Raw genomic sequence first — 20,062 nt, 5'->3', positions numbered from 1 at the left:
CGGACTACCTGGCGCCGTCGCTGCGCTGGGCGTCGCGCTGGAGGCCGGCCAGTACGACCTTGGGGTCGCGGTGCACGGCCTGTCCGATGTCCTTCTTCAGTTCGGCGCTGACCGGGGCCCAGGACGCCTTGGCGACAGGATAGAACGCCGCGTCCGACAGCAGGTTCATGAATGGCACGAGATCGCGGTACCGCGGATCCATCCTGACCGTTTCCGCGACTTTCACCGTGACCGGGAGCAACTTGTACTCCTGTTGGAATTTCAACAAATTCTCTTCGCTGTATATGTACTGGAGGAACTTGGCGTCGGCCTCCCGGTGTCCCTTCTGCCGGAAGGCCATCATCCAGTCGGCGTTCCCGAGCGCCTGCGAACTGGGGCCCGTCCTTCCGGGAAGCGGCGCCACTCCGATGTCGATTCCGGCCGCCTTCGCGGAGGGAAGCAGCGTCAGATGGCCGTTGAGCATCCCCGTGCGGCCCGCGAGGAAGTCGCTGAAGGCATCGCTGACACTCGTCCTGGCCGGGTCCTTGGGGCCGACGAGACCGGCGTCGACGAGGTTCTTCTTCAGCCAGACGAAGGCGTCGACATTGCGCACCGAGTCCAGGTTGTACGAGCCGACGTTGTCGGTGTAGCCGCCGTCGTTGCCGATCATCCACATCATGGTCTCGGCTTCCGCTTCCTGCGGGCCGAGCGGCAGTCCGTACGGCACCGGGACGCCGTGCTCCTTGAGCTTGACGGCGTCGCGCCTGATGTCGGCCCAGGTCTCCGGGGCGCGGGTGATGCCCGCGCGGGCGAAGAGCTTCTTGTTGTAGAAGAACATCCGGGTGGAGGCGACCCACGGGATGCCGTACTGCACGTGGTTGACGGAACCGGCGTCCGTCAGCGACGGGACGAAGGCGGACTGCATGCTGATCGGGAACAGTTCGTCCGCGCTGTAGAGCTGCTTGCCGTCGCTGAAGGCGCTGAAGGAGTCGAGCTGCGCGAGATCGGGCGCCTGGCCGTCCTCGACCATGGTGGCGACCTGCGCGTCGGCGTCGGCGACGGGCACGAACTGCACGTCGATCGTGATGTTCGGATTCCGCTCCTCGAACGAGCGGGCCAGGCTGTTCCAGGTCTGGGCCACCGGACTCGCGGTCTTCAGACCGCTGTAGTCGGTGGCGACCACGTGCAGGGTGATGGCCTTGCTCCGCGGTGAGGTGTTCCCGCACGCGCCGAGGGTGGTCACCGCCAGCACCATCGAGCCACCGACCGCCGCTAAGCCCAGGAATCGTCGCCGCCGCACCGCTTTCTACCGCCTTCGTATATTACTCGCCCCGTATTAGCCGTGCCGAGTTTTCCGCATGCCTTCACCAACGGTCAACACCACACGTGATATCCCGTCAGAAGAAGCGGAGCGCCCAGGTACAACACATCGCGGTATATCGGAAATCGCGCCAGTCATATCCGCCGCAAAAGGCGGATATGACTGGCGCGATGTGTGTCGGGGCGTCGGGATGTGGCGGCGCTCCAGGTGGAGCGGCGCGGCGTGCGGGTCAGCGCTTCTCGGCGAGCGCCCGCCGGTCAGCCCAGAAAGCTCAGCCGGACCTGGCGGCGCGGATTGTCGACGTTGGTGTCCACCAGGACGACCGACTGCCAGGTGCCGAGTTCCAGGCGGCCGTCCAGTACCGGCAAGGTGGCGTGCGGCGGGACGAACGCGGGGAGTACGTGGTCGCGGCCGTGCCCGCGGCTGCCGTGGCGGTGGCTCCAGCGGTCGTCGGCGGGGAGCAGGTCCTGGAGCGCGGCGAGCAGGTCGTCGTCGCTGCCCGCGCCCGTCTCGATGACGGCCACGCCCGCGGTGGCGTGCGGCACGAAGACGTTCAGCAGCCCGTCGCGCCCGGCCGCCGCCTCGCGCAGGAACGACGCGCAGGCGTCGGTGAGGTCGTGGACGGTCTCGCTGGAGCCGGTCGCGATGTCGATGACGCGTGAGGTGAGGTTGTCGGCCATACGTCCATGGTCACTCAATTCCGCGGGGCGGCGGGGGTGTCGGCGCGGCGGGTCGCCGGGGTCCCCGTGCCCGGCGGCGGGGCGCGGGCTCCGGCCCGGCGGGCGGCTTGCGCTGCGTTCCGCCGCCATCCGCGAGGTGAGACGGCGTTGACCTGCCGACGGACGCGTGACTACCGTCGTTGTATGCCGCGTCCCTGCATGCTCACCTCGCGTGGTCACATCGACCTCCTGCGGGTGGCGTCTGCCGCGTGTTGTCGCGGTCGCTGACGTTTCGCGCCGCTTCCCCTCCCCCGCGCTTCCGTAGCTCTTCTTCGCGTTCCGGCCCCGCCGGTCCCCTCGGGACGTCCCCGCGGTGATCCGGCGGACCTCCCGTGCCGCGCGCCGGGATCCCGCCGGACCGCACCGGATCCCGCCCATCGAAAGGCGTCCGCCCGATGTCCGTACACCTGCACTGGTTCCTGCCCACCGGCGGCGACGGCCGCACCCTGGTGGACCGCCACGTCTACACCGACGGAGGCGTGAAGCGCTCCCGGATCACGCCGGTCTCCGGCATCCGCGCCCCCGACATCGAGTATCTGGCCCAGATCGCGCGCGCCGCCGACCAGTTGGGGTTCGAGGGGGTGCTGACGCCGACCGGTACGTGGTGCGAGGACGCGTGGCTGACGACGCTGGCGCTGACCCAGCACACCGAGCGGCTGAAGTTCCTGGTCGCCTTCAGGCCCGGGGTGATCTCGCCGGTGCTCGCGGCGCAGATGGCGGCCACGTATCAGCGGATCAGCCGGGGGCGGCTGCTGCTCAACGTGGTGACCGGGGGCGACTCCACCGAGCAGAAGCGGTTCGGCGACCATCTCGACCACGACAGCCGGTACGCGCGCACCGCGGAGTTCCTGTCGGTGGTGCGCGGGGTGTGGGAGGGCAAGCCGTTCGACTACGACGGCGAGCACTACCAGGTGGCGGGCGGGCTGGTGGCGCTGCCGCCCGAGCCCCGCCCCGACATCTTCTTCGGCGGTTCCTCTCAGGCCGCCGGGCCGGTCGCGGCCCGCTACGCCGACGTCTATCTGACCTGGGGCGAGCCGCCCGAGCAGGTGAAGCGGAAGATCGACTGGATCAGGGGGCTCGCGGAGGCCGAGGGCCGTACGGTCAGATTCGGCATCCGGCTGCACGTCATCGCGCGGGACTCGGCGCGCGACGCGTGGGCGACCGCGGACCGGCTGCTGGCCGACCTCGACGAGGACACGGTCGCCGCGGCCCAACAGGCGCTCGGCCGCAGCGAGTCGGTGGGCCAGCAGCGGATGCTGGCGCTGCACGGCGGGCAGCGGGACAAGCTGGAGATCTCGCCGAATCTGTGGGCGGGCGTCGGGCTGGTGCGCGGCGGCGCCGGTACGGCGCTGGTCGGCGCCCACGCGGAGGTCGCCGACCGGATCGAGGAGTACCACGCGCTGGGCATCGACCACTTCATCTTCTCCGGCTATCCGCACCTGGAGGAGGCGTACTGGTTCGGCGAGGGCGTGATGCCGGAACTGGCCGCGCGCGGTCTGCTGGAGGCCCTTCCGTCGCCGCTGTCCGCCGTGCCCGCCGCCAACGGCCGCCCGCCGTCCGCTCCGGGCGGGGCGCCGCTGCTGCTGTCCGGGGGCCGCTGAGCGGTCCGCGGCCGTGGGGCCGGCTGTGGGCGCGGGGGTCACCGGGGGGACGCGGACCTGGGGTGATTGCCGCCTCCGGGCATTGGTCTGTACCATTCGGCGGGCCTCGGGATATCGCCGGGGCTCGGGACATCCGCCTCTGTCGCGCCCCGAAGGGGGACCACCACGTGAACGCGCTGCACCGGCTCGCCGTGCTCGTCGACTCGTGCCTGCTGCCCGCCGTCGACGGCGCGGACGAGAGACTTCCCGACTGGATCCTGCGCGGCCTGGAACGCGGCACCCCCGGCGTCGCGGTGCACGCGCGCGGCCAGGCGGCGCGCAAGGCGTCCGACACGCTGCGCGCGGCGCTCCCCGACGCCCTCACCGGTCACCCGGAGCCGCACCGGCCGGGTGGCGGCAGCGCCGCGGCGGCCGAACTCATGGCGGCCGGTGCCAATCTGCACCTCGCCGTACGGCCCGGCACCCGCGCCGACGAGACGCGGGTCTTCGTGACCGACCTCCAGACGCACGGAGTGGCCGCCGCGCTGGGGCCGTTCACCGGTACGGGCAGCCTGCGGCCCTTCGCCGAGGGGGCCGCGGCCGGTGTCCGCGCGATCACCGCGGGGCGCTCCCCCGTACCCGGCGAGGACGGTCTGCCCGCCACGCTCAGCGGCCCGGCCGTCACCGGCATCCTGCGCGGCGAGCTGGGTTACGGCGGGGTCGTGGTCAGCGACACGCTGGACGCGCCGTCGATCGTCGACGGCTGGGGCGTGCCGGGCGCGGCCGTGCTCGCCTGGATCGCCGGGGTCGACCTGGTACGCCTCGGCCCCGCGAGCGGCGCGGGTGTGCACGACGCGATCCACACGGCGGCGGCCCGCGCGGTCGCCGACGGCGACCTGCCGCTGTCCCGGCTGGAGGAGGCGGCGGAACGCGTCTCCCGGCTGCGCCGCTGGGCCTCGGAACCGCGCATGCCCGCCCCGGCCGGGGTCACGGGTCCGTCGGCCCGCACACCGGCCCCCTGAGGCGGCGCACGCTCCTCGGATCGCGGCGGCGGCGCGGGTCCGTCGCGTGTCGGCGCCCTGTCACCGATCCGTTTGACAGCCCTGGAGATGACGCCCATATTTATCTGCGTGACACAGATTCTTCGTGGCGCATAGTTTTCGCCACGACTGCTCCCTCCGACCTTCCGTCGGCCGCACGGCTCCTTGTGCCACCCGCTCCCAAGTCCTTTCCACGAACGGGGAACACCGCCATGACCGTCCTCATCACCGGAAGCCGCGGGCGCGTCGCCCGCGCCCTCACCGCGCTCCTTCACGACCGGGGCGCCGACGTACGCGTCGCCTCGCGGAAGCCGGAGGAGGTCGAACCGCCGGAAGGGGTGCGGACCACCGCCCTGAGCCTGGACGACCCGTCCGGCTTCCCCGCCGCGCTCGCGGGGGTCGACTCGGTGTTCCTCTACGCCGAGGCGTCGCACATCGGCGCGTTCCTGGAGCAGGCGGAACGGGCGGGGGTCGGGCACGTGGTGCTGCTCTCGTCCGCCAGCGTCATGGAGCCCGACGCCGAGCGGGACCCGATCGCCCGGCACCACTTGGAGGTGGAAACCGCGCTCGCCGTCTCACCGATCGCCTCGACCGTGCTGCGCCCCGGCGCCTTCGCCGCCAACGCCCTCCAGTGGGCGTGGCCCATCAAGGCGTCAGGCGCGGTGAATCTGCCGTATCCCGGCGCCCACACCGACCCCGTGCACGAGGCCGATCTCGCCGAGGCGGCCTGCGCGACGCTCACCGATTCCCGTGTGCGCGGCGGGACGTACCACCTGACGGGGCCCGAGTCGCTGAGCTTCGCCGAGCAGGTCGACGTGCTCGCGGACGCCACGGGACAGCCGATCGCCGCCGTGCCGGTCAGCCGTGAGGCATGGCGGGCGGAGACGGCGGAGCATCTGCCCGAGGCGTTCGCCGAGGCGCTGCTCGACTGGTGGAAGGCGCTCGACGGTACGCCCACGGAGGTGACCGACACTCTTGAACGGCTGATCGGGCGTCCGCCGCGCACCTTCGCGTCCTGGGCGGCGGAGAACGCCGCCGCCTTCACCCGCCCGTAGCGGGTACGGCGGATCAGGCCCCGGCGGCGCCCCTGTGCTCCTCGCCCGCGCCGCCGGGGTCGGCCACGTCACCCGCCCGCAGCCGCGCGATCTGCGCGGTGCTCAGGTCGACGGTGCGGCGCATATGGGCGAGCAGGAGCGCGAGTTGGTCGTCGTCGTAGGAGTCGAGCATCCGCCACCAGCCGCCGCTCAGGCCGCCCCACACACGGCCGAAGTCCGCCATCCGGTCGGGCACGGTGGTCACCATGACCCGGCGCCGGTCCTCGGTGTCCCGCTCACGGACCACGTAACCCGCGCGTTCCAGCCGGTCCACGAGCCGGGTGGCGGAGCCGGTGGTGAGGCCGGTCAGCTCGGCGATCCGCCCGATGGTGACCGGGCGCGACTCCAGGCTCAGCAGATTGAGGCACTGCACGTCCGTGGGGTGCAGCCCGAAGTAGTCGGCGAGCGCCTGGTTGAACAGCGCGTACGACGCCGTGTAGTGGCGCGAGGCCACGGACAGCTCGGACAGCAGATCGGAGCGGCGGCCGGTGGGGGCGTCGGTCCGCGCCATGGTGCCTCCTGCGTGGTTCCGCGCGGCCGTGGAGGCCCGCGCCCGTGCCGTCACGCTTCTCTGCGCGACGCAGACAGTTTGGCAGACCGCCGCCCGCCCGGACACCGACGTCTCCCGCGTCCCCGGCCGCCCGCGCGCGGGGAAGCTTTCACTCACCCTCACCGTTGGGTGAAACATGAACGACTTGGGTGACGCGGCGGACGGGCCGGACGTGTCCGGCGTGCGGGACGTGCGGACGGTCGTGGTCGGCGCCGGGCAGGCGGGGCTCTCGGCCGGGTATTTCCTGCGCCGCGCGGGGCTGCGGTCCGGCACGGACTTCGTCGTCCTCGACCACTCCCCCGGCGCGGGCGGCGCCTGGCAGTTCCGCTGGCCGTCGCTCACCTACGGCAAGGCGCACCGCGTACATGAGCTGCCCGGTATGCCGCTGGGCGACGCAGACCCCGACCGGCCGTCCGCCGAGGTGGTCGGCGAGTACTTCGCGCGCTACGAGCGGGAGTTCGACCTGGATGTCCGGCGGCCGGTCGACGTCACCGCCGTACGGGAGGGGGTCGCGGGGCGGCTGCGGGTGGAGACCGACGCGGGTGTGTGGTCCACGCGGACGCTGATCAACGCGACCGGCACCTGGGACCGGCCGTTCCTGCCGTACTACCCGGGCCAGGAGACCTTCCTCGGGCGGCAGTTGCACACGGCGGAGTACCGGGGATCGGCGGAATTCGCCGGGAAGCACGTCCTGGTGGTCGGCGGCGGTACATCGGCGGTGCAGCTGCTGATGGAGCTGGCCGAGGTCGCCCGCACCACCTGGCTGACCCGTCGCCCGCCGGTCTTCCACAGCGCGCCCTTCGACCAGGAGTGGGGACGTTCCGCGGTCGCCCTCGTCGAGGACCGGGTGCGCCGGGGGCTGCCGCCGCAGAGCGTCGTCAGCGTCACCGGGCTGGCCGCGACCGACGCGATCCGCGACGCGCAGGTGCGCGGGGTCCTGCGGCCCGAGCCCGTCTTCGACCGGATCACCCCGGACGGCGTCGCGTGGTCCGACGGCCGCACGCTGGACGCCGACGTCATCTTGTGGGCGACCGGCTTCCGCGCGGCCCTCGACCACCTGGCCCCGCTCAAACTGCGCGAGCCCGGCGGCGGCGTCCGGCTCGACGGCACCCGCGTGGTCAAGGACCCCCGCGTCCACCTGGTCGGCTACGGCCCGTCGGCGAGCACGATCGGCGCCAACCGGGCGGGGCGAAGCGCCGTACGCGAGATCCGCGCCTTCCTGGCCACCCGAACAGCCGAACCCACGAGCGAGCGTTCGCTCGAACGCTTGCACTGAAAGCGAGTTGTCCCCTGCGACCCACGGGGACGCGTGATGCTTACCGACCGTCCCGGGAGGGGCGGCGCTCCGCGTTGTCCGCCGCTCCGGTCGTCCGCACGCCTGCCGCTCTGGCCACCGATTCCGATAAACATCGGATGTCTCGCTTCCCCGCGTCACGCCGTTGCGGCAGTATGAGCGCCATGGGTCATCGTCAGTCGCACGGCCTGCCGCGGCGCGGCGCGGAGGAGACATGCGCGTAGCGCTTTTCGTGACATGCGTGAACGACCTGCTGTACCCGGACACCGGGCGGGCCGTCGTCACCCTGCTGGAACGGCTCGGCGTCGAGGTGGACTTCCCCGCCGCCCAAACGTGCTGCGGACAGCCCCAGTTCAACACCGGCTACCGGCACGAGACAGAGCCGCTGGTCCGCCGCTACGCCGCCGCCTTCGACGCCTACGACCACGTGGTCACGCCGTCCGGCTCCTGCGCGGCCATGGTGCGCGACAACTACCCGCGGATCGCCGCCAAGGCCGTCGCCGAGGGCCGCGACCGGGGACTCACCGAGGCCGCGGCGAGCGCCGTGCCCAAGGCGTACGAACTCACGGAGTTCCTGGTGGACGTGCTGGGGGTGACGGATGTGGGCGCGTACTTCCCGCACACGGTGACCTATCACCCGTCCTGTCACGGGCTGCGGATGCTGGGGCTCGGTGAGCGGCCCCGGCGGCTGTTGGAGGCCGTGAAGGGGCTTGAGCTGCGGGAGTTGGAGGGTGCGGAGGAGTGCTGCGGCTTCGGCGGCACCTTCGCCGTGAAGAATCCCGACGTCTCGACCGCGATGGGCGAGGACAAGGTGCGGCACGCGCTCGACAGCGGCGCGCAGGTGCTGTGCGGCGCGGACAACTCCTGCCTGATGCACCTGGACGGTCTGTTGCGACGGCAGGACGCCGACCTGCGGGCCGTACATCTGGCGGAGATCCTCGCGTCCACCGAGGAACAGCCCTACCGGCAGGAAGTGGTCCGATGAGTGGTACGTATCTGGGTCTGCCGTCGTTCCCGAAGGCCGCCGCCTCGTCCACGAAGGACACCCAGCTCCGCGCGAACCTCACCCACGCCACCCACACCATCCGCGACAAACGCGCCAGAGCCATCGCAGAACTCGCCGACTGGCCCCAACTCCGCGCAGCAGGCGCCGCCGTCAAGGACCACACCCTGCGCCACCTCGACCACTACCTCCTCCAGCTCGAGGAGAACATCACCGCCGCCGGCGGCACCGTCCACTGGGCCCTGGACGCCGACGACGCCAACCGCATCATCACCCGCCTCGTCCAGGACACCGGCGAAACCGAAGTCGTCAAAGTCAAATCCATGGCCACCCAGGAAATCGGCCTCAACGACGCCCTGACCGCCGCCGGCATCACCGCCTACGAAACCGACCTCGCCGAACTCATCGTCCAGCTCGGCAACGACCTCCCCTCCCACATCCTCGTCCCCGCCATCCACAAAAACCGCCACCAGATCCGCGACATCTTCCACACCCAGATGACCAAATGGGGCCGCCCCGCACCCGACAACCTCACCGACACCCCCGCCGACCTCGCCGAAGCCGCCCGCCTCCACCTGCGGGAAAAGTTCCTCCGCGCGAAAGTCGGGATCTCCGGCGCCAACTTCATGATCGCCGACACCGGCACCCTCGTCGTCGTCGAATCCGAAGGCAACGGCCGCATGTGCCTCACCCTGCCCGAGACGCTGATCTCCGTCGCCGGCATCGAGAAGGTCATCCCCACCTTCCAGGACCTGGAAATCTACCTCCAGACCCTCCCCCGCTCCTCCACCGCCGAACGCATGAACCCCTACACCACCCTGTGGACCGGCACCACCCACACCGACGGCCCCGAAAACTTCCACCTCGTCCTCATCGACAACGGCCGCACCGACACCCTCGCCGACACCACCGGCCGCCAGGCCCTGCGCTGCATCCGCTGCTCCGCCTGCCTCAACGTCTGCCCCGTCTACGAACGCGCCGGCGGCCACGCCTACGGCTCCCCCTACCCCGGCCCCATCGGCGCCATCCTCACCCCCCAACTCCGCACCACCACCACCGAACTCGACGCCTCCCTCCCCTACGCCTCCACCCTCTGCGGCGCCTGCTACGACGTCTGCCCCGTCGCCATCAACATCCCCGAAGTCCTCGTGCACCTGCGTGAACGCGTCGCCGAAGGCGCCACCACCACCCACAACGGCCAACGCGTCACGATCAAGCCCGCGAAGGGGCACGCCGCCGAACGCGCCACCATGCGCGCCGCCCGCTGGGCACTCGACCGCCCGGGCGTCATGCGCCAGGGCCAGCGCCTCGCCACCCGCACCCGACACCTCCACCCCCAACGACTCCCCGGACCCGCCAAAGCCTGGACCGCCACCCGCGACCTCCCCACCCTCCCCCCGCAGACCTTCCGCGACTGGTGGCAACACAACAAAAACAACCACCCGCAGACCGAGGAGAACGGCCAGTGACCTCCCGCGACACCGTCCTCACCCGCATCCGCAACGCCCTGGGCACCACGTCGGACAGCCCGGCACCGGCCACCACGTACACAGCACGCGACTACCTCACCGTGCACGCGGACCGCACCCCGGACGAGACCGCCGATCTGCTCGCGGACAACCTCGCCGACTACCGGGCGAAGGTGCACCGCACCGATCAGGCGGGGCTCGCACCCGCGGTGGCGCGGCTGCTGGTCGAGCGGGGTGCGCGGACGGCGGTCGTCCCGGCGGGGGTCCCGAGGGAGTGGCTGGCCGGGATCGGCGGGACACGGTTGCTGGACGACGTACCGCCGCTGACCGCGGCGCAGTTGGACGAGGTCGACAGTGTGATCACCGGCTGCGCGCTGGCCGTCGCCGAGACCGGCACCATCGTGCTGGACGCGGGCGACGACCAGGGGCGGCGGATTCTCACGCTCGTCCCCGACCACCACATCTGCGTCGTGCGGGCACCGGATCAGGTGGTCGCGTCGGTCCCCCTGGCTCTGCCTCGCCTGGACGCCACCCGGCCCCAGACCTGGATCTCAGGCCCCTCCGCCACCAGCGACATCGAACTCGACCGCGTCGAAGGCGTCCACGGCCCCCGCACCCTGGACGTCATCCTCGTGGGTCCGCCGCCGAGCGGCTGACCTTCAGCGCCCACACCACCAGAGGGATCTGGACAGGGAGCCGGGCGTAGGCCGCGGCCTTCAGGGGTGCGGGGCGATGCCGCCAGTCGTAGGCCATCTTGACGTTGGCGGGGAAGACGGCGGCGAAGAATCCGGCGGTGACCAGGGCGCCGGTGCGGCGGGTCGCGGGGAGGGCGACGGCGGCGGCCAGCGCGAGTTCGGCGACGCCGCTGGCGCGGGTCCAGGCGCGGGGGCTGCCCGGAAGGGACTCGGGCACGATCGCCTCGTACGGTCCGGGGGCGAGGAAGTGGGTGGCGCCGGCTCCGGCGAGCAGGCCGACGAGCAGTCGAGTGGAACGTGCGGGCACCGGGCACCTCCTGAGCGGGCGGGCGATTCCCGCCGCACTCTCACCTTACCCATGAGTAAGGTCGGGGCGGCGGCCTCTTCCGCGTTACGAGGCGGTGGTGGCGAGCTGCGAGTCGCGCCGTACGAGCGCGGCGTAGCGACCGTCCTGGGCGAGCAGTTCGTCGTGCGTGCCGCGCTCCATGATCCGGCCCGCGTCGAGGACCACGATCTGGTCGGCGTCGCGCACGGTGGACAGCCGGTGGGCGATCGTGATGGTGGTGCGTCCCGCGGACAGCGAGTCGATCGCTTCCTGGACGTCGTGTTCGGTCCGGGTGTCGAGCGCGCTGGTGGCCTCGTCCAGGATGAGGACGGGCGGGTCGCGGAGGATGGTGCGGGCGATGGCCAGGCGCTGCTTCTCGCCGCCGGAGAAGCGGTAGCCGCGTTCGCCGACGAGGGTGTCGTAGCCGTCGGGCAGCCCGGAGATGTGGTCGTGGATCTGGGCGGCCTTCGCCGCGGCGCGGATCTCGTCGTCGGTGGCCTCGGGCTTGGCGAAGCGCAGGTTCTCGGCGACCGAGGCGTGGAAGAGGTACGTCTCCTGGGAGACGACGCCCACCGCGTCGGCGAGGGTGTCGAAGGTGAGGTCGCGTACGTCGGTGCCGTCGAGCGTCACCTTGCCGCCGGTCACGTCGTACAGCCGGGGCACCAGGTAGCTCAGGGTGCTCTTGCCGGAGCCGGTGGCGCCGACGACGGCGAGGCTGCTGCCCGCGGGGACGGTGATGTCGATGTCGCGCAGGGTCGGCGCGCCGGACTCGGGGTCGTAGGCGAAGTCGACGTGCTCGAAGCGGACGTCGCCGCGTACCCGGTCCAGGGTCCGGGCGTCGGGGCGCTCGGTGATGTCGACGGGCAGGTCGAGGTATTCGAAGATGCGCTGGAAGAGCGCGAGCGAGGTCTGGACGTCCACGCCGGTGGACAGCAGCGACACGGACGGGCGGAAGAGGCCCTGCTGGAGCGAGACGAAGGCGACGAGGGTGCCGATGGAGACGGCGGGCGCGCCGTTGGACATGGTCAGACCGGCGGCCCAGTAGAGCAGTGCGGGCATCGCCGACATGACGATGCCGATGGTGGACATCCGCCAGCGGCCGGACATGCTGGAGCGCACTTCGAGGTCGACCAGGCGCTCGGACTCGGTCGAGAAGTCGCGGGTCAGGGAGTCGGAGCGGCCCATGGTGCGGCCGAGCAGGATGCCGCTGACGGACAGCGACTCGGTGACGATCGCGGACATCGAGGCCATCTGCCGCTGCCGGTTGGTGGCGATCCGCTTGCGTTCGCGGCCGACCCGGCGGGCGATCCAGACGAAGAGCGGGAGCAGCAGCAGCGAGACGACGGTCAGCCGCCAGTCGAGGGCGAGCATCGCGATGACGGAGGCGATGACCGCCGTGAGGTTGGAGACCAGGGAGGTCGCGGTCGAGGTGACGGTGGCCTGCATGCCGCCGATGTCGTTGGCGATCCTGGACTGCACCTCGCCGGTGCGGGTGCGGGTGAAGAAGGCCAGCGACATGCGCTGGAGGCGTTCGTAGACGGCGGTGCGCAGGTCGTGCATGACGCGCTGGCCGACGGTGGTGGAGATCAGGGTCTGGAGCACGCCGAAGACGCCGGTGGCGACGGCGGTGGCGATCATGCCGAGGGCGAGCAGGCTCAGCAGGCCGGTGCGGCCCTGCGGTATCGCGGTGTCGAGGATCGCCCGCAGCAGGAACGGCGAGGCGACCGAGACGAGGGAGGAGAGGCCGACCAGGGCGCCGACGACGGCGAGGCGGCCGCGGTAGGGACGGAAGAGCCGCAGGATGCGACGCATGTCGACGGGGGTGTCGGGCTTCTTCTTCGGTGGTGTCCACCGGGAGGCGAGTTCTCGTTCGTGATCGGGGCGCAAAGGACTCCTTGAGAGTTCAGGCAGATGCTGATATTGGGAGTATAGGTCATTGTTACCTATGCTCACAATGGACATGGTCCTGATACGCTCGTCACATGGAATCCCGCACGACAGCCGTGCCGCCGGGCCCGGTGACCGCCGGCCTCGCCACGACCGCGCCGGACGAGATCACCGGGCGGCTCGCCGACCAGCTCATCCGGCTGAGCCGCCGCCTGCACAAGTCCCAGCGCCACCTCATGGAGCCGCTGGGGATCACCCCGGCCCAGGCGCGGCTGCTGCGCACCCTCGCGCACTGCGACGAGCCGCCGCGGATGGCTGATCTCGCCCAGCGCCTGGAGGTCGTGCCGCGGGCCGTGACGACCCTGGTGGACGCGCTGGAGGGGCTGGAGCTGGTACGGCGGGTGCCCGATCCGAGCAACCGCCGGGTGATCAGGATCGAGCTGACCGAGGCGGGCGGCGCCGCGCTGCTGGAGCTGCGCGGGGCCCGCCGTACGGCCGCCGCCGAACTGCTGGCCCCGCTCGACGACGGCCAGCGCGCGGCACTCACCGCGCTGCTGGCCGTACTCGACGAGGAGGCGCCGCACGGCGGCGGCCACCGGCCGTCGCGCTGAGCGGCGCCCGCGGGCTCACTCGGCCAGGTCCGCCGGGGCGGTCTGGCCGCCGATCTGCGGCCCGACCTCGGCGGTGCAGGCGCTGCACCGGCGGGCGGCGGTCGGTATCGCGGTCAGGCACTCGGGGCACTCGCGGACCGGGGCCGCCGCCGCCTTGGGGAAGAACCTCTCCTGCATGCGGTTCATCGGCAGGACGACCAGGAAGTAGATCACCGCGGCGACGATCACGAAGCTGATCACCGCGTCGATGAAGGCGCCGTAGGGGAAGGTCACGCTGGAGACCGTGAACTTCTGAGTGGCGAAGTTGCCCGTGGCGCCGGAGGCCAGGCCGATGAGCGGCGTCAGGAACGCCTTGACGAAGGCGGTCACCAGAGCGGTGAAGGCCGCGCCGATGACGATGCCGACCGCGAGGTCGACGACGTTGCCGCGGAGCAGGAACGTCCGGAAGCCTCTCATGGGTGGGGGGTCCCCTCTGTAGTCAGGAATTGGAACACCACAGTGTGCCGGTCCTCACCACAGAGGGGTAATCGGTCGATGAGCAGATCAATTACGCCAGGTGTCGTTGAGTGTGACCGCCCCGCTCGACGGGACCGTCGCCGTCCGGTTGGCGCCGGATTCCCACGTCACGTTGCCGCTTCCGTCCTTCCGTATGTACTTGTACTGGAACGAGGTGCCCGCGGGCATCGCCACGTTGAGCTTCCAGACCGGGTAGCTCGCCGACGACAGCAGCAGGGCGCTGCCGGTGTTCCAGTTGCCGAGGGTGGAGTTGTCGCCGACGACGTAGATGTTCTGGCCGAAGACCGTGGTGGCGTTCACCGCGAAGGACGCGGCGGACGACGGGTTGGTGCTGCCCCCGGTGCTGCCGCTCGTGGTGCCGCCGTTCGTCGTGCCGCCGTTGGTCGTGCCGCTGCCGCAGGGCGCGCCGACGTACAGCGCGACCGCGTCGTTGGAGCCGATGGTGGCGGTGAACTTGCCGTCGGAGCCGACGGTGTAGCTGGTGCCGCTGTGCTGGACGTCGCAGTAGGAGCCGGCGGGCAGTGAGGTGGTGAAGGTCTGGGTGAGCGAGCCGCCCTCGTGGTTGATCGCCACATAGCCCTTGCCGCCGCGGCCGAACGCGATGGCGTTGTTGCCGTTGGACCACCAGTTGGTGACGGCGGTGCCGGAGACCGCGTTGCGGAAGCCGACCATGTTGGCGATCTGCGGCCAGGCGTGCTGGCACTTCCAGCCGTCGCTGTAGCAGGCGTTGACGGTGCCGCCGTTGGGCGCGCCGGCGTCGTTGTTGGAGAACTCGTAGCCGGAGTAGACGTTGGGCGAGCCGTACGGCCAGGCCAGCAGGTAGACGTTGGCGAGGGTGTACGTGGCGCCGTTCTTGTAGCTGAGGGTCGAGCCGTTGCGCTCGGTGTCCCAGTTGTCCACGAAGGTGCGGGCCTTGTCGCTCGACAGGTAGCCCGCGCCCCACGACGCGCCCCAGTTGCTGAGGGAGGCCAGCTTGTCACTGGTGAAGATGCGCTTGAGGTCGAAGGCGCCCTGGAAGGCGTCCACGTCACCGGTGTTGACGTACTCGCCCGGCTGTACGGCCTCGCCCGCGCCGTAGATGGCCTCCTGGGCCCAGTAGATGCCCGGATTGCTGAGCTTGGCCTTGATGGCGGCCAGGTCGGTCTCGGCCATGTGCTTGGCGGCGTCCACCCGGAAGCCGTCGACGCCCAGCGCGATCAGGTGGTTGAGGTAGGCGGCGATGGTGCCGCGCACGTAGTCGCTGCCGGTGTCGAGGTCGGCGAGGCCGACCAGCTCGCAGTTCTGGACGTTGTTGCGGTCGCCGTAGTTGTTGATGTCACTGCGGCAGGTGTGGAAGTCCTGGTTCTGGTAGTAGCCCGGGTAGTTGTACTTGCTGTACGTCGTACCGCCCGTGCCGGTGCCGGAGCCCGACGTCATGTGGTTGATCACCGCGTCGGCGACGACCTTGACGCCCGCGCTGTGGCAGGTGCTGACCATGTTCTGGAACGAGCTCTCGTTGCCGAGCCGCCCGGCGATCTTGTAGCTGACCGGCTGGTACGAGGTCCACCACTGGTCGCCCTGGATCTGCTCGGAGGCCGGGGAGACCTCGACGAAGCCGTAGCCCGCGGGGCCGAGGGTGTCCGTGCATGCCTTCGCCACGGAGTCGAACTTCCACTGGAAGAGCGTCGCGGTGACGTCCTTGCTGCCGGGCGGCGTGGCGTCCGCTTGTTGCGAGGAGAGGGCGAACAGACCGGCGGCGGCGACGATCGCGGCCAGCGCGCCGTTCAGGACGCGGGATCTCATGGGCGGCTCCTTCGGTGAACGGGCAGAGTTCTGCCCTCGAAGGCAGCCACGCGCCTGGCCGCCGGGTGGGGGGTGCGGGCCCCGTTGTCCTCGGGGTCCTCGGGTTCCGCCCAGGAGCTTCCCGCCGTGTGTGCGTACACGTCAAGATGCCGGCGGAAGAACTTTCGCTGTTTTGCTGCAAGTTGTTGCCGAAACACTCCTCCGCGGACCTCGGCTCGTTCCCGTCGCTCACCGGAAAACCTGTTGACCCGGTACGGGCCGCAAGACGAGCCTTGCTCCTCTCCGACCGGATTCCGGCGGGATGTCCGCACGGGCGGAGTCGTCAGGTACGCGGCTGCCCGCCGACATCTCGCGCGAACCTCCGGCGGCCGTATCCGCAACCCGCGGCCGTAGCCTCGTCCGCCGACACTCGCTCACACCCGCACCGAACTCAGGACACCATGCCGTCCCTCCGTAAGCTCCCCCTGTCCGATCCGGGCGTCCCCGACGCCCGGACGGGATTCCGCTTCCTGCTCTGGCTGTCGTTCCGCGAGGGGAAGGGCCTGGCAGCCGCCACCGCGTGGGGCATCCTGCACATGGCGGCCGTCGCGTCGTTCCCCGCGGCCGTCGGAATGGCCGTGCAGTCGGTCGTGGACCGCTCGGGGTCGCGGCTGGCGCTGTCGGGCGGGCTGATGCTGCTGCTCGGCGTGCTCACCGCGCTCGGCGACACGATGCTGCACCGTACGGCCGTCACGAACTGGATCAGCGTCGCGGCGCGGGTCCAGCAGTTGCTCGCCGGTAAGACGGTCGAGCTGGGCTCGCTGCTCACCCGCCGGGTCGCTGCGGGCGAGGTCGTCGCGGTCAGCACCGGAGACGTGGAGAAGATCGGGTGGTTCGTCGAGGCGCTGGCGCGCTTCACCTCCGCCCTGGTCGCCACGGTCGGCGTGGCCGTCGCGCTGGTCGTCTACGAGCCCGCGCTCGGCGTGATCGTGGCCGCGTCCGTACCGGTGCTGGCGCTGGCCGTACTGCCGCTGCTTCCCGCCGCCACCAAGCGGGCCGACCTCCAGCGGGAGAAGGCGGGCAAGGCCACGGAACTGGCCTCCGACACCGTCGCCGGACTGCGGGTGCTGCGCGGCATCGGCGGCGAGGAGCTGTTCCTCGACCGCTACCGTCGCGCGTCCCAGCAGGTCAGGACCGCCGCCGTGCACAGCGCCCGGATGTGGGCGGCGATCAGTGCCGTCCAGGTGGTGCTGCCGGGGCTGCTGCTGGTGGCCGTCGCCTGGGACGGTGCCCGGCTGGCGATGGACGGCCGGATCTCGGTCGGCGCGCTGGTGACCGTCTACGGCTCGGTGGCCTTCCTGATGTTCCCGCTGCGGAATTTCGAGGAGATCGCCATGGCCTGGTCGTTCTCGCGGCCCTCGGCGAAGCGGGCCGCGCGCGTACTGGCGCTGACCCGGGAGACCGCCGGGGGCGCGGCCGTCTTCTCCGAGGGGAGCGTCGCTCCCGAGGAGGCGGGCGCTCTGGTCGGGGAGATGTACGACCCGGAGTCGGGGCTGCGCGCTCCGGCCGGGTTGCTGACCGCCGTGGTGTGCGGCGACCCGGACGCGGCGGGCGTACTGGCCGACCGGCTCGGCGGGCACAGCCCGGTCCGCGCCGAGGGCGAGGCGTCGGCGGTGCTGGGCGGGCAGGCACTGGACGCGCTGCCGCTCGCGGCGGCCCGCGCGGCCGTGCTCGTCCAGGACAAGGACCCGGTGCTGCTGTCGGGAACGCTGACCGAACTGCTGGGTGTGCCGTCCTCCGGCCGGGTCACGGCGGAGCAGGCGCTCACCGCCGCGCAGTGCGCGGACGTGCTGGACGCGCTCGCGCAGTCCGCCGCCGACCCCGCGGGGGTGGCGGGCGACCCGATGTCGGCGCGGATCACCGAGCGCGGCCGGTCGCTGTCCGGCGGCCAGCGGCAGCGCCTGGCACTGGCCAGGTCGCTGATCGCCGACCCCGAGGTGCTGGTGCTCGACGAGCCGACCTCGGCGGTCGACGCGCACACCGAGGCCAGGATCGCGCGCGGCCTCAAGGAACTGCGCGCGGGTCGCACGACGGTGGTGCTCACGTCGAGCCCGCTCGTGCTGGACCGCGCCGACCTGGTGGTCTTCGTGGACGAGGGCACGGCGACGTCGGCCGGCGACCACCACGAACTGCTGCGCACCGACCCGCGCTACCGGGCGGTGGTGACCCGCGAGAGCGAGCCGTCCGACGACCGCGATCCCGGCCACAGCCCCGTCACCGCTGCCGTCGCGGGCTCCGGGGCCGTACCCCACACATCGATGGAGGAATCCGCATGATCGGCCTGCGACCGCCGGAGTACGACCCGGCCGCGCCGCAGCAGAGCGCCACGCTGCCGGTGGGCTCCCCCGCGACCGTGCGCGGCTATGTGCGCGAACTGGCGAAGCGGCATCGCGGTGCCTTCGCCCTGCTGGTGACCGTCAACACCGTGTCGGTGCTGGCCTCGATGGTGGGGCCCTACCTGCTCGGCGGTCTGGTCGAGGACCTGTCGAAGGGCGACCGGGACATCCATCTCGGGCGGGCCGTCAGCCTGTTCCTGGCCGCCCTCGTGGTGCAGGCGTACTTCGTGCGGCTGGTACGGCTGCGCGGCGCGATCCTCGGCGAGGAGATGCTGGCCGATCTGCGCGAGGACTTCCTCGTACGGTCGGTGTCGCTGCCGCCGGGTGTGCTGGAGCGGGCGGGCACGGGCGATCTGCTGTCGCGGATCACGACGGACATCGACCGGCTGTCGAACGCGATGCGCGAGGCGGTGCCCGAGCTGGCCATCGCCGTGGTCTGGGCCGGGCTGCTGCTCGGCGCGCTGACCGTGACCTCGCCGCCGCTCGCCCTGTCGGTGCTGGTCGCGCTGCCGCTGCTGCTGGTCGGCTGCCGCTGGTACTTCCGGCGCGCCCCGGGGGCCTACCGCTCGGAGGCGGCGGGGTACGCGGCGGTGGCGGCGGCGCTGGCGGAGTCCGTGGACGCCGGCCGCACCATCGAGGCGCACGGTCTCGGTGACCGGCGCGAGAAGCTGTCGCGGCAGCGCATCGGGCAGTGGGTGGCGTGGGAGCGCTACACGATGTGGCTGCGCAGCGTGCTGTTCCCGGTGATCAACATGACGCACGCGCTGATCGTGGTCGCGGTGCTGATGATCGGCGGCAGCTTCGCCCTCAACGGCTGGATGACGGTCGGCGAGCTGACCACGGGCGCGCTGTACGCGCAGATGCTCGTCGACCCGGTGAACATGATCCTGCGCTGGTACGACGAGTTGCAGGTCGCCCAGGTGTCGCTGGCCCGGCTGGTCGGGGTGCGCGAGGTGGCCGAGGACGAGCCGGACCACACGGTCTCGCCCGACGGCCGCGAGATGGCCGCCGACCAGGTGCGGTTCGGCTACCGGGCGGGCAGCGACGTGCTGCACGGCGTGAGCCTGACGGTGCCGCCGGGTACCCGGGTGGCGCTGGTGGGCCCGTCAGGCGCGGGCAAGTCCACGCTCGGGCGGCTGCTGGCGGGCATCTACGCGCCGCGTGCGGGCGAGGTCACGCTGGGCGGCGCCCAGCTGGCCCGGATGCCCGCCGAGCGGGTGCGCGAGCATGTGGCGCTGGTCAATCAGGAGCACCACGTCTTCGTCGGCACGCTCCGCGACAATCTGCGGCTGGCGCGGACCGGTGCCACCGACGACGAGCTGTGGACGGCGCTGCGCGCGGTGGACGCCGAGGACTGGGGCCGCAATCTGGCGGACGGTCTCGACACCGAGGTGGGCTCGGGCGGCGCGGTGCTCACCCCGGCGCAGGCGCAGCAGCTCGCGCTGGCCCGGCTGGTGCTGGCTGACCCGCACACCCTGGTGCTGGACGAGGCGACCTCGCTGCTCGACCCGCGCGCCGCCCGCCATCTGGAACGCTCGCTGTCCCGGGTGCTGGACGGCCGTACCGTGATCGCCATCGCGCACCGGCTGCACACCGCGCACGACGCGGATGTGATCGCGGTGGTCGAGGACGGCCGGATCAGCGAGCTGGGCAGCCACCACCAGTTGGTGGACGCCGACGGTGCCTACGCGGCGCTGTGGCGGTCCTGGCACAGCTGACCGCGGTGATGTGGCGGGGGGGGGGGGGGGGGGGGGGGGGGGGGGGGGGGGGGGGGGGGGGGGGGGGAGGGGGGGGGGGCGGATATCCCGCCGCATACGCCCCA

Annotated in this window: 17 protein-coding genes; 10 read left to right on the top strand and 7 right to left on the bottom strand. The window is 71.6% G+C overall.

The features are described from left to right. Positions 1–4 precede the first annotated feature (4 nt). Complete coding sequence (locus tag ACZ37P_RS11605; RefSeq protein ID WP_355343714.1) at positions 5–1,234, bottom strand: extracellular solute-binding protein; 1,230 nt, start codon at positions 1,232–1,234, stop codon at positions 5–7. Positions 1,235–1,557: 323 nt separating this feature from the next. Continuing rightward, on the bottom strand, positions 1,558–1,980 hold the full coding sequence (locus ACZ37P_RS11600) for a secondary thiamine-phosphate synthase enzyme YjbQ (RefSeq protein ID WP_467346201.1): 423 nt from the start codon (positions 1,978–1,980) through the stop codon (positions 1,558–1,560). A 434-nt stretch (positions 1,981–2,414) separates the two neighbouring features. On the opposite strand from ACZ37P_RS11600, the gene ACZ37P_RS11595 reads away from it, so the two are divergent. From ACZ37P_RS11595 to ACZ37P_RS11585, 3 genes are all read left to right on the top strand, one after another. Next, a complete protein-coding gene (locus tag ACZ37P_RS11595) occupies positions 2,415–3,620 on the top strand; it encodes an LLM class flavin-dependent oxidoreductase (protein WP_355343708.1) in 1,206 nt (401 codons plus the stop codon). Positions 3,621–3,787: 167 nt separating this feature from the next. Next, complete coding sequence (locus ACZ37P_RS11590) at positions 3,788–4,621, top strand: glycoside hydrolase family 3 N-terminal domain-containing protein (protein ID WP_355343705.1); 834 nt, start codon at positions 3,788–3,790, stop codon at positions 4,619–4,621. A 230-nt stretch (positions 4,622–4,851) separates the two neighbouring features. Beyond that, positions 4,852–5,694, top strand: a complete 843-nt coding sequence (locus ACZ37P_RS11585; RefSeq protein WP_467346200.1) for an NAD(P)H-binding protein — start codon at positions 4,852–4,854, stop codon at positions 5,692–5,694. 13 nt (positions 5,695–5,707) lie between these two features. On the opposite strand, the gene ACZ37P_RS11580 is transcribed toward ACZ37P_RS11585, so the two are convergent. After that, complete coding sequence (locus tag ACZ37P_RS11580) at positions 5,708–6,244, bottom strand: MarR family winged helix-turn-helix transcriptional regulator (RefSeq protein WP_355343699.1); 537 nt, start codon at positions 6,242–6,244, stop codon at positions 5,708–5,710. Positions 6,245–6,419: 175 nt separating this feature from the next. On the opposite strand from ACZ37P_RS11580, the gene ACZ37P_RS11575 reads away from it, so the two are divergent. The 4 genes from ACZ37P_RS11575 (at position 6,420) to ACZ37P_RS11560 (ending at position 10,705) form a co-directional block, all read left to right on the top strand. Continuing rightward, the gene (locus ACZ37P_RS11575) at positions 6,420–7,559 is read left to right on the top strand and encodes an NAD(P)-binding domain-containing protein (RefSeq protein WP_467346198.1); all 1,140 of its coding nucleotides are present in this window, start codon (positions 6,420–6,422) and stop codon (positions 7,557–7,559) included. Between the two features lie 232 nt (positions 7,560–7,791). Next, positions 7,792–8,562, top strand: a complete 771-nt coding sequence (locus tag ACZ37P_RS11570) for a (Fe-S)-binding protein (protein ID WP_467346197.1) — start codon at positions 7,792–7,794, stop codon at positions 8,560–8,562. Further along, entirely contained in the window at positions 8,559–10,049 is a 1,491-nt protein-coding gene (locus tag ACZ37P_RS11565) for a lactate utilization protein B (RefSeq protein ID WP_467346196.1), read from the top strand. Before ACZ37P_RS11570 ends, ACZ37P_RS11565 begins: the two co-directional genes overlap by 4 nt. Continuing rightward, positions 10,046–10,705, top strand: coding sequence for a LutC/YkgG family protein (locus ACZ37P_RS11560; protein ID WP_467346195.1), 660 nt, complete (start codon positions 10,046–10,048; stop codon positions 10,703–10,705). The genes ACZ37P_RS11565 and ACZ37P_RS11560 overlap by 4 nt, the downstream gene beginning before the upstream one ends. Here the strand turns inward: ACZ37P_RS11560 and ACZ37P_RS11555 are convergent. Continuing rightward, positions 10,674–11,051 (bottom strand): DoxX family protein, encoded by a 378-nt coding sequence (locus ACZ37P_RS11555; RefSeq protein WP_355346613.1) that lies wholly within the window; start codon positions 11,049–11,051, stop codon positions 10,674–10,676. The genes ACZ37P_RS11560 and ACZ37P_RS11555 overlap by 32 nt on opposite strands. 84 nt (positions 11,052–11,135) lie before the next feature. Next, positions 11,136–12,956, bottom strand: coding sequence for an ABC transporter ATP-binding protein (locus tag ACZ37P_RS11550; protein WP_391045677.1), 1,821 nt, complete (start codon positions 12,954–12,956; stop codon positions 11,136–11,138). A 95-nt stretch (positions 12,957–13,051) separates the two neighbouring features. Between ACZ37P_RS11550 and ACZ37P_RS11545 the strand changes: the two genes are divergently transcribed. Beyond that, the gene (locus ACZ37P_RS11545) at positions 13,052–13,567 is read left to right on the top strand and encodes a MarR family winged helix-turn-helix transcriptional regulator (protein WP_355346616.1); all 516 of its coding nucleotides are present in this window, start codon (positions 13,052–13,054) and stop codon (positions 13,565–13,567) included. 15 nt (positions 13,568–13,582) lie between these two features. Here the strand turns inward: ACZ37P_RS11545 and mscL are convergent, their stop codons facing one another. Together mscL and ACZ37P_RS11535 are read right to left on the bottom strand one after the other, a co-directional pair. Continuing rightward, a complete protein-coding gene (gene mscL / locus ACZ37P_RS11540) occupies positions 13,583–14,023 on the bottom strand; it encodes a large conductance mechanosensitive channel protein MscL (protein ID WP_355346619.1) in 441 nt (146 codons plus the stop codon). A gap of 87 nt (positions 14,024–14,110) precedes the next feature. Then, the gene (locus ACZ37P_RS11535; RefSeq protein ID WP_467346191.1) at positions 14,111–15,865 is read right to left on the bottom strand and encodes a carbohydrate-binding module family 20 domain-containing protein; all 1,755 of its coding nucleotides are present in this window, start codon (positions 15,863–15,865) and stop codon (positions 14,111–14,113) included. A 440-nt stretch (positions 15,866–16,305) separates the two neighbouring features. Between ACZ37P_RS11535 and ACZ37P_RS11530 the strand changes: the two genes are divergently transcribed. Both ACZ37P_RS11530 and ACZ37P_RS11525 read left to right on the top strand, forming a co-directional pair. Continuing rightward, on the top strand, positions 16,306–18,180 hold the full coding sequence (locus ACZ37P_RS11530) for an ABC transporter transmembrane domain-containing protein (RefSeq protein WP_467346190.1): 1,875 nt from the start codon (positions 16,306–16,308) through the stop codon (positions 18,178–18,180). Next, complete coding sequence (locus ACZ37P_RS11525) at positions 18,177–19,958, top strand: ABC transporter ATP-binding protein (protein ID WP_355346627.1); 1,782 nt, start codon at positions 18,177–18,179, stop codon at positions 19,956–19,958. The genes ACZ37P_RS11530 and ACZ37P_RS11525 overlap by 4 nt, the downstream gene beginning before the upstream one ends. The last annotated feature ends 104 nt before the right edge of the window (positions 19,959–20,062 follow it).

Source organism: Streptomyces sp. NPDC024632 (assembly GCF_055559175.1).
Note: the sequence above shows the minus strand (reverse complement) of the source record. Positions and strands in the feature narration are given on the sequence as shown.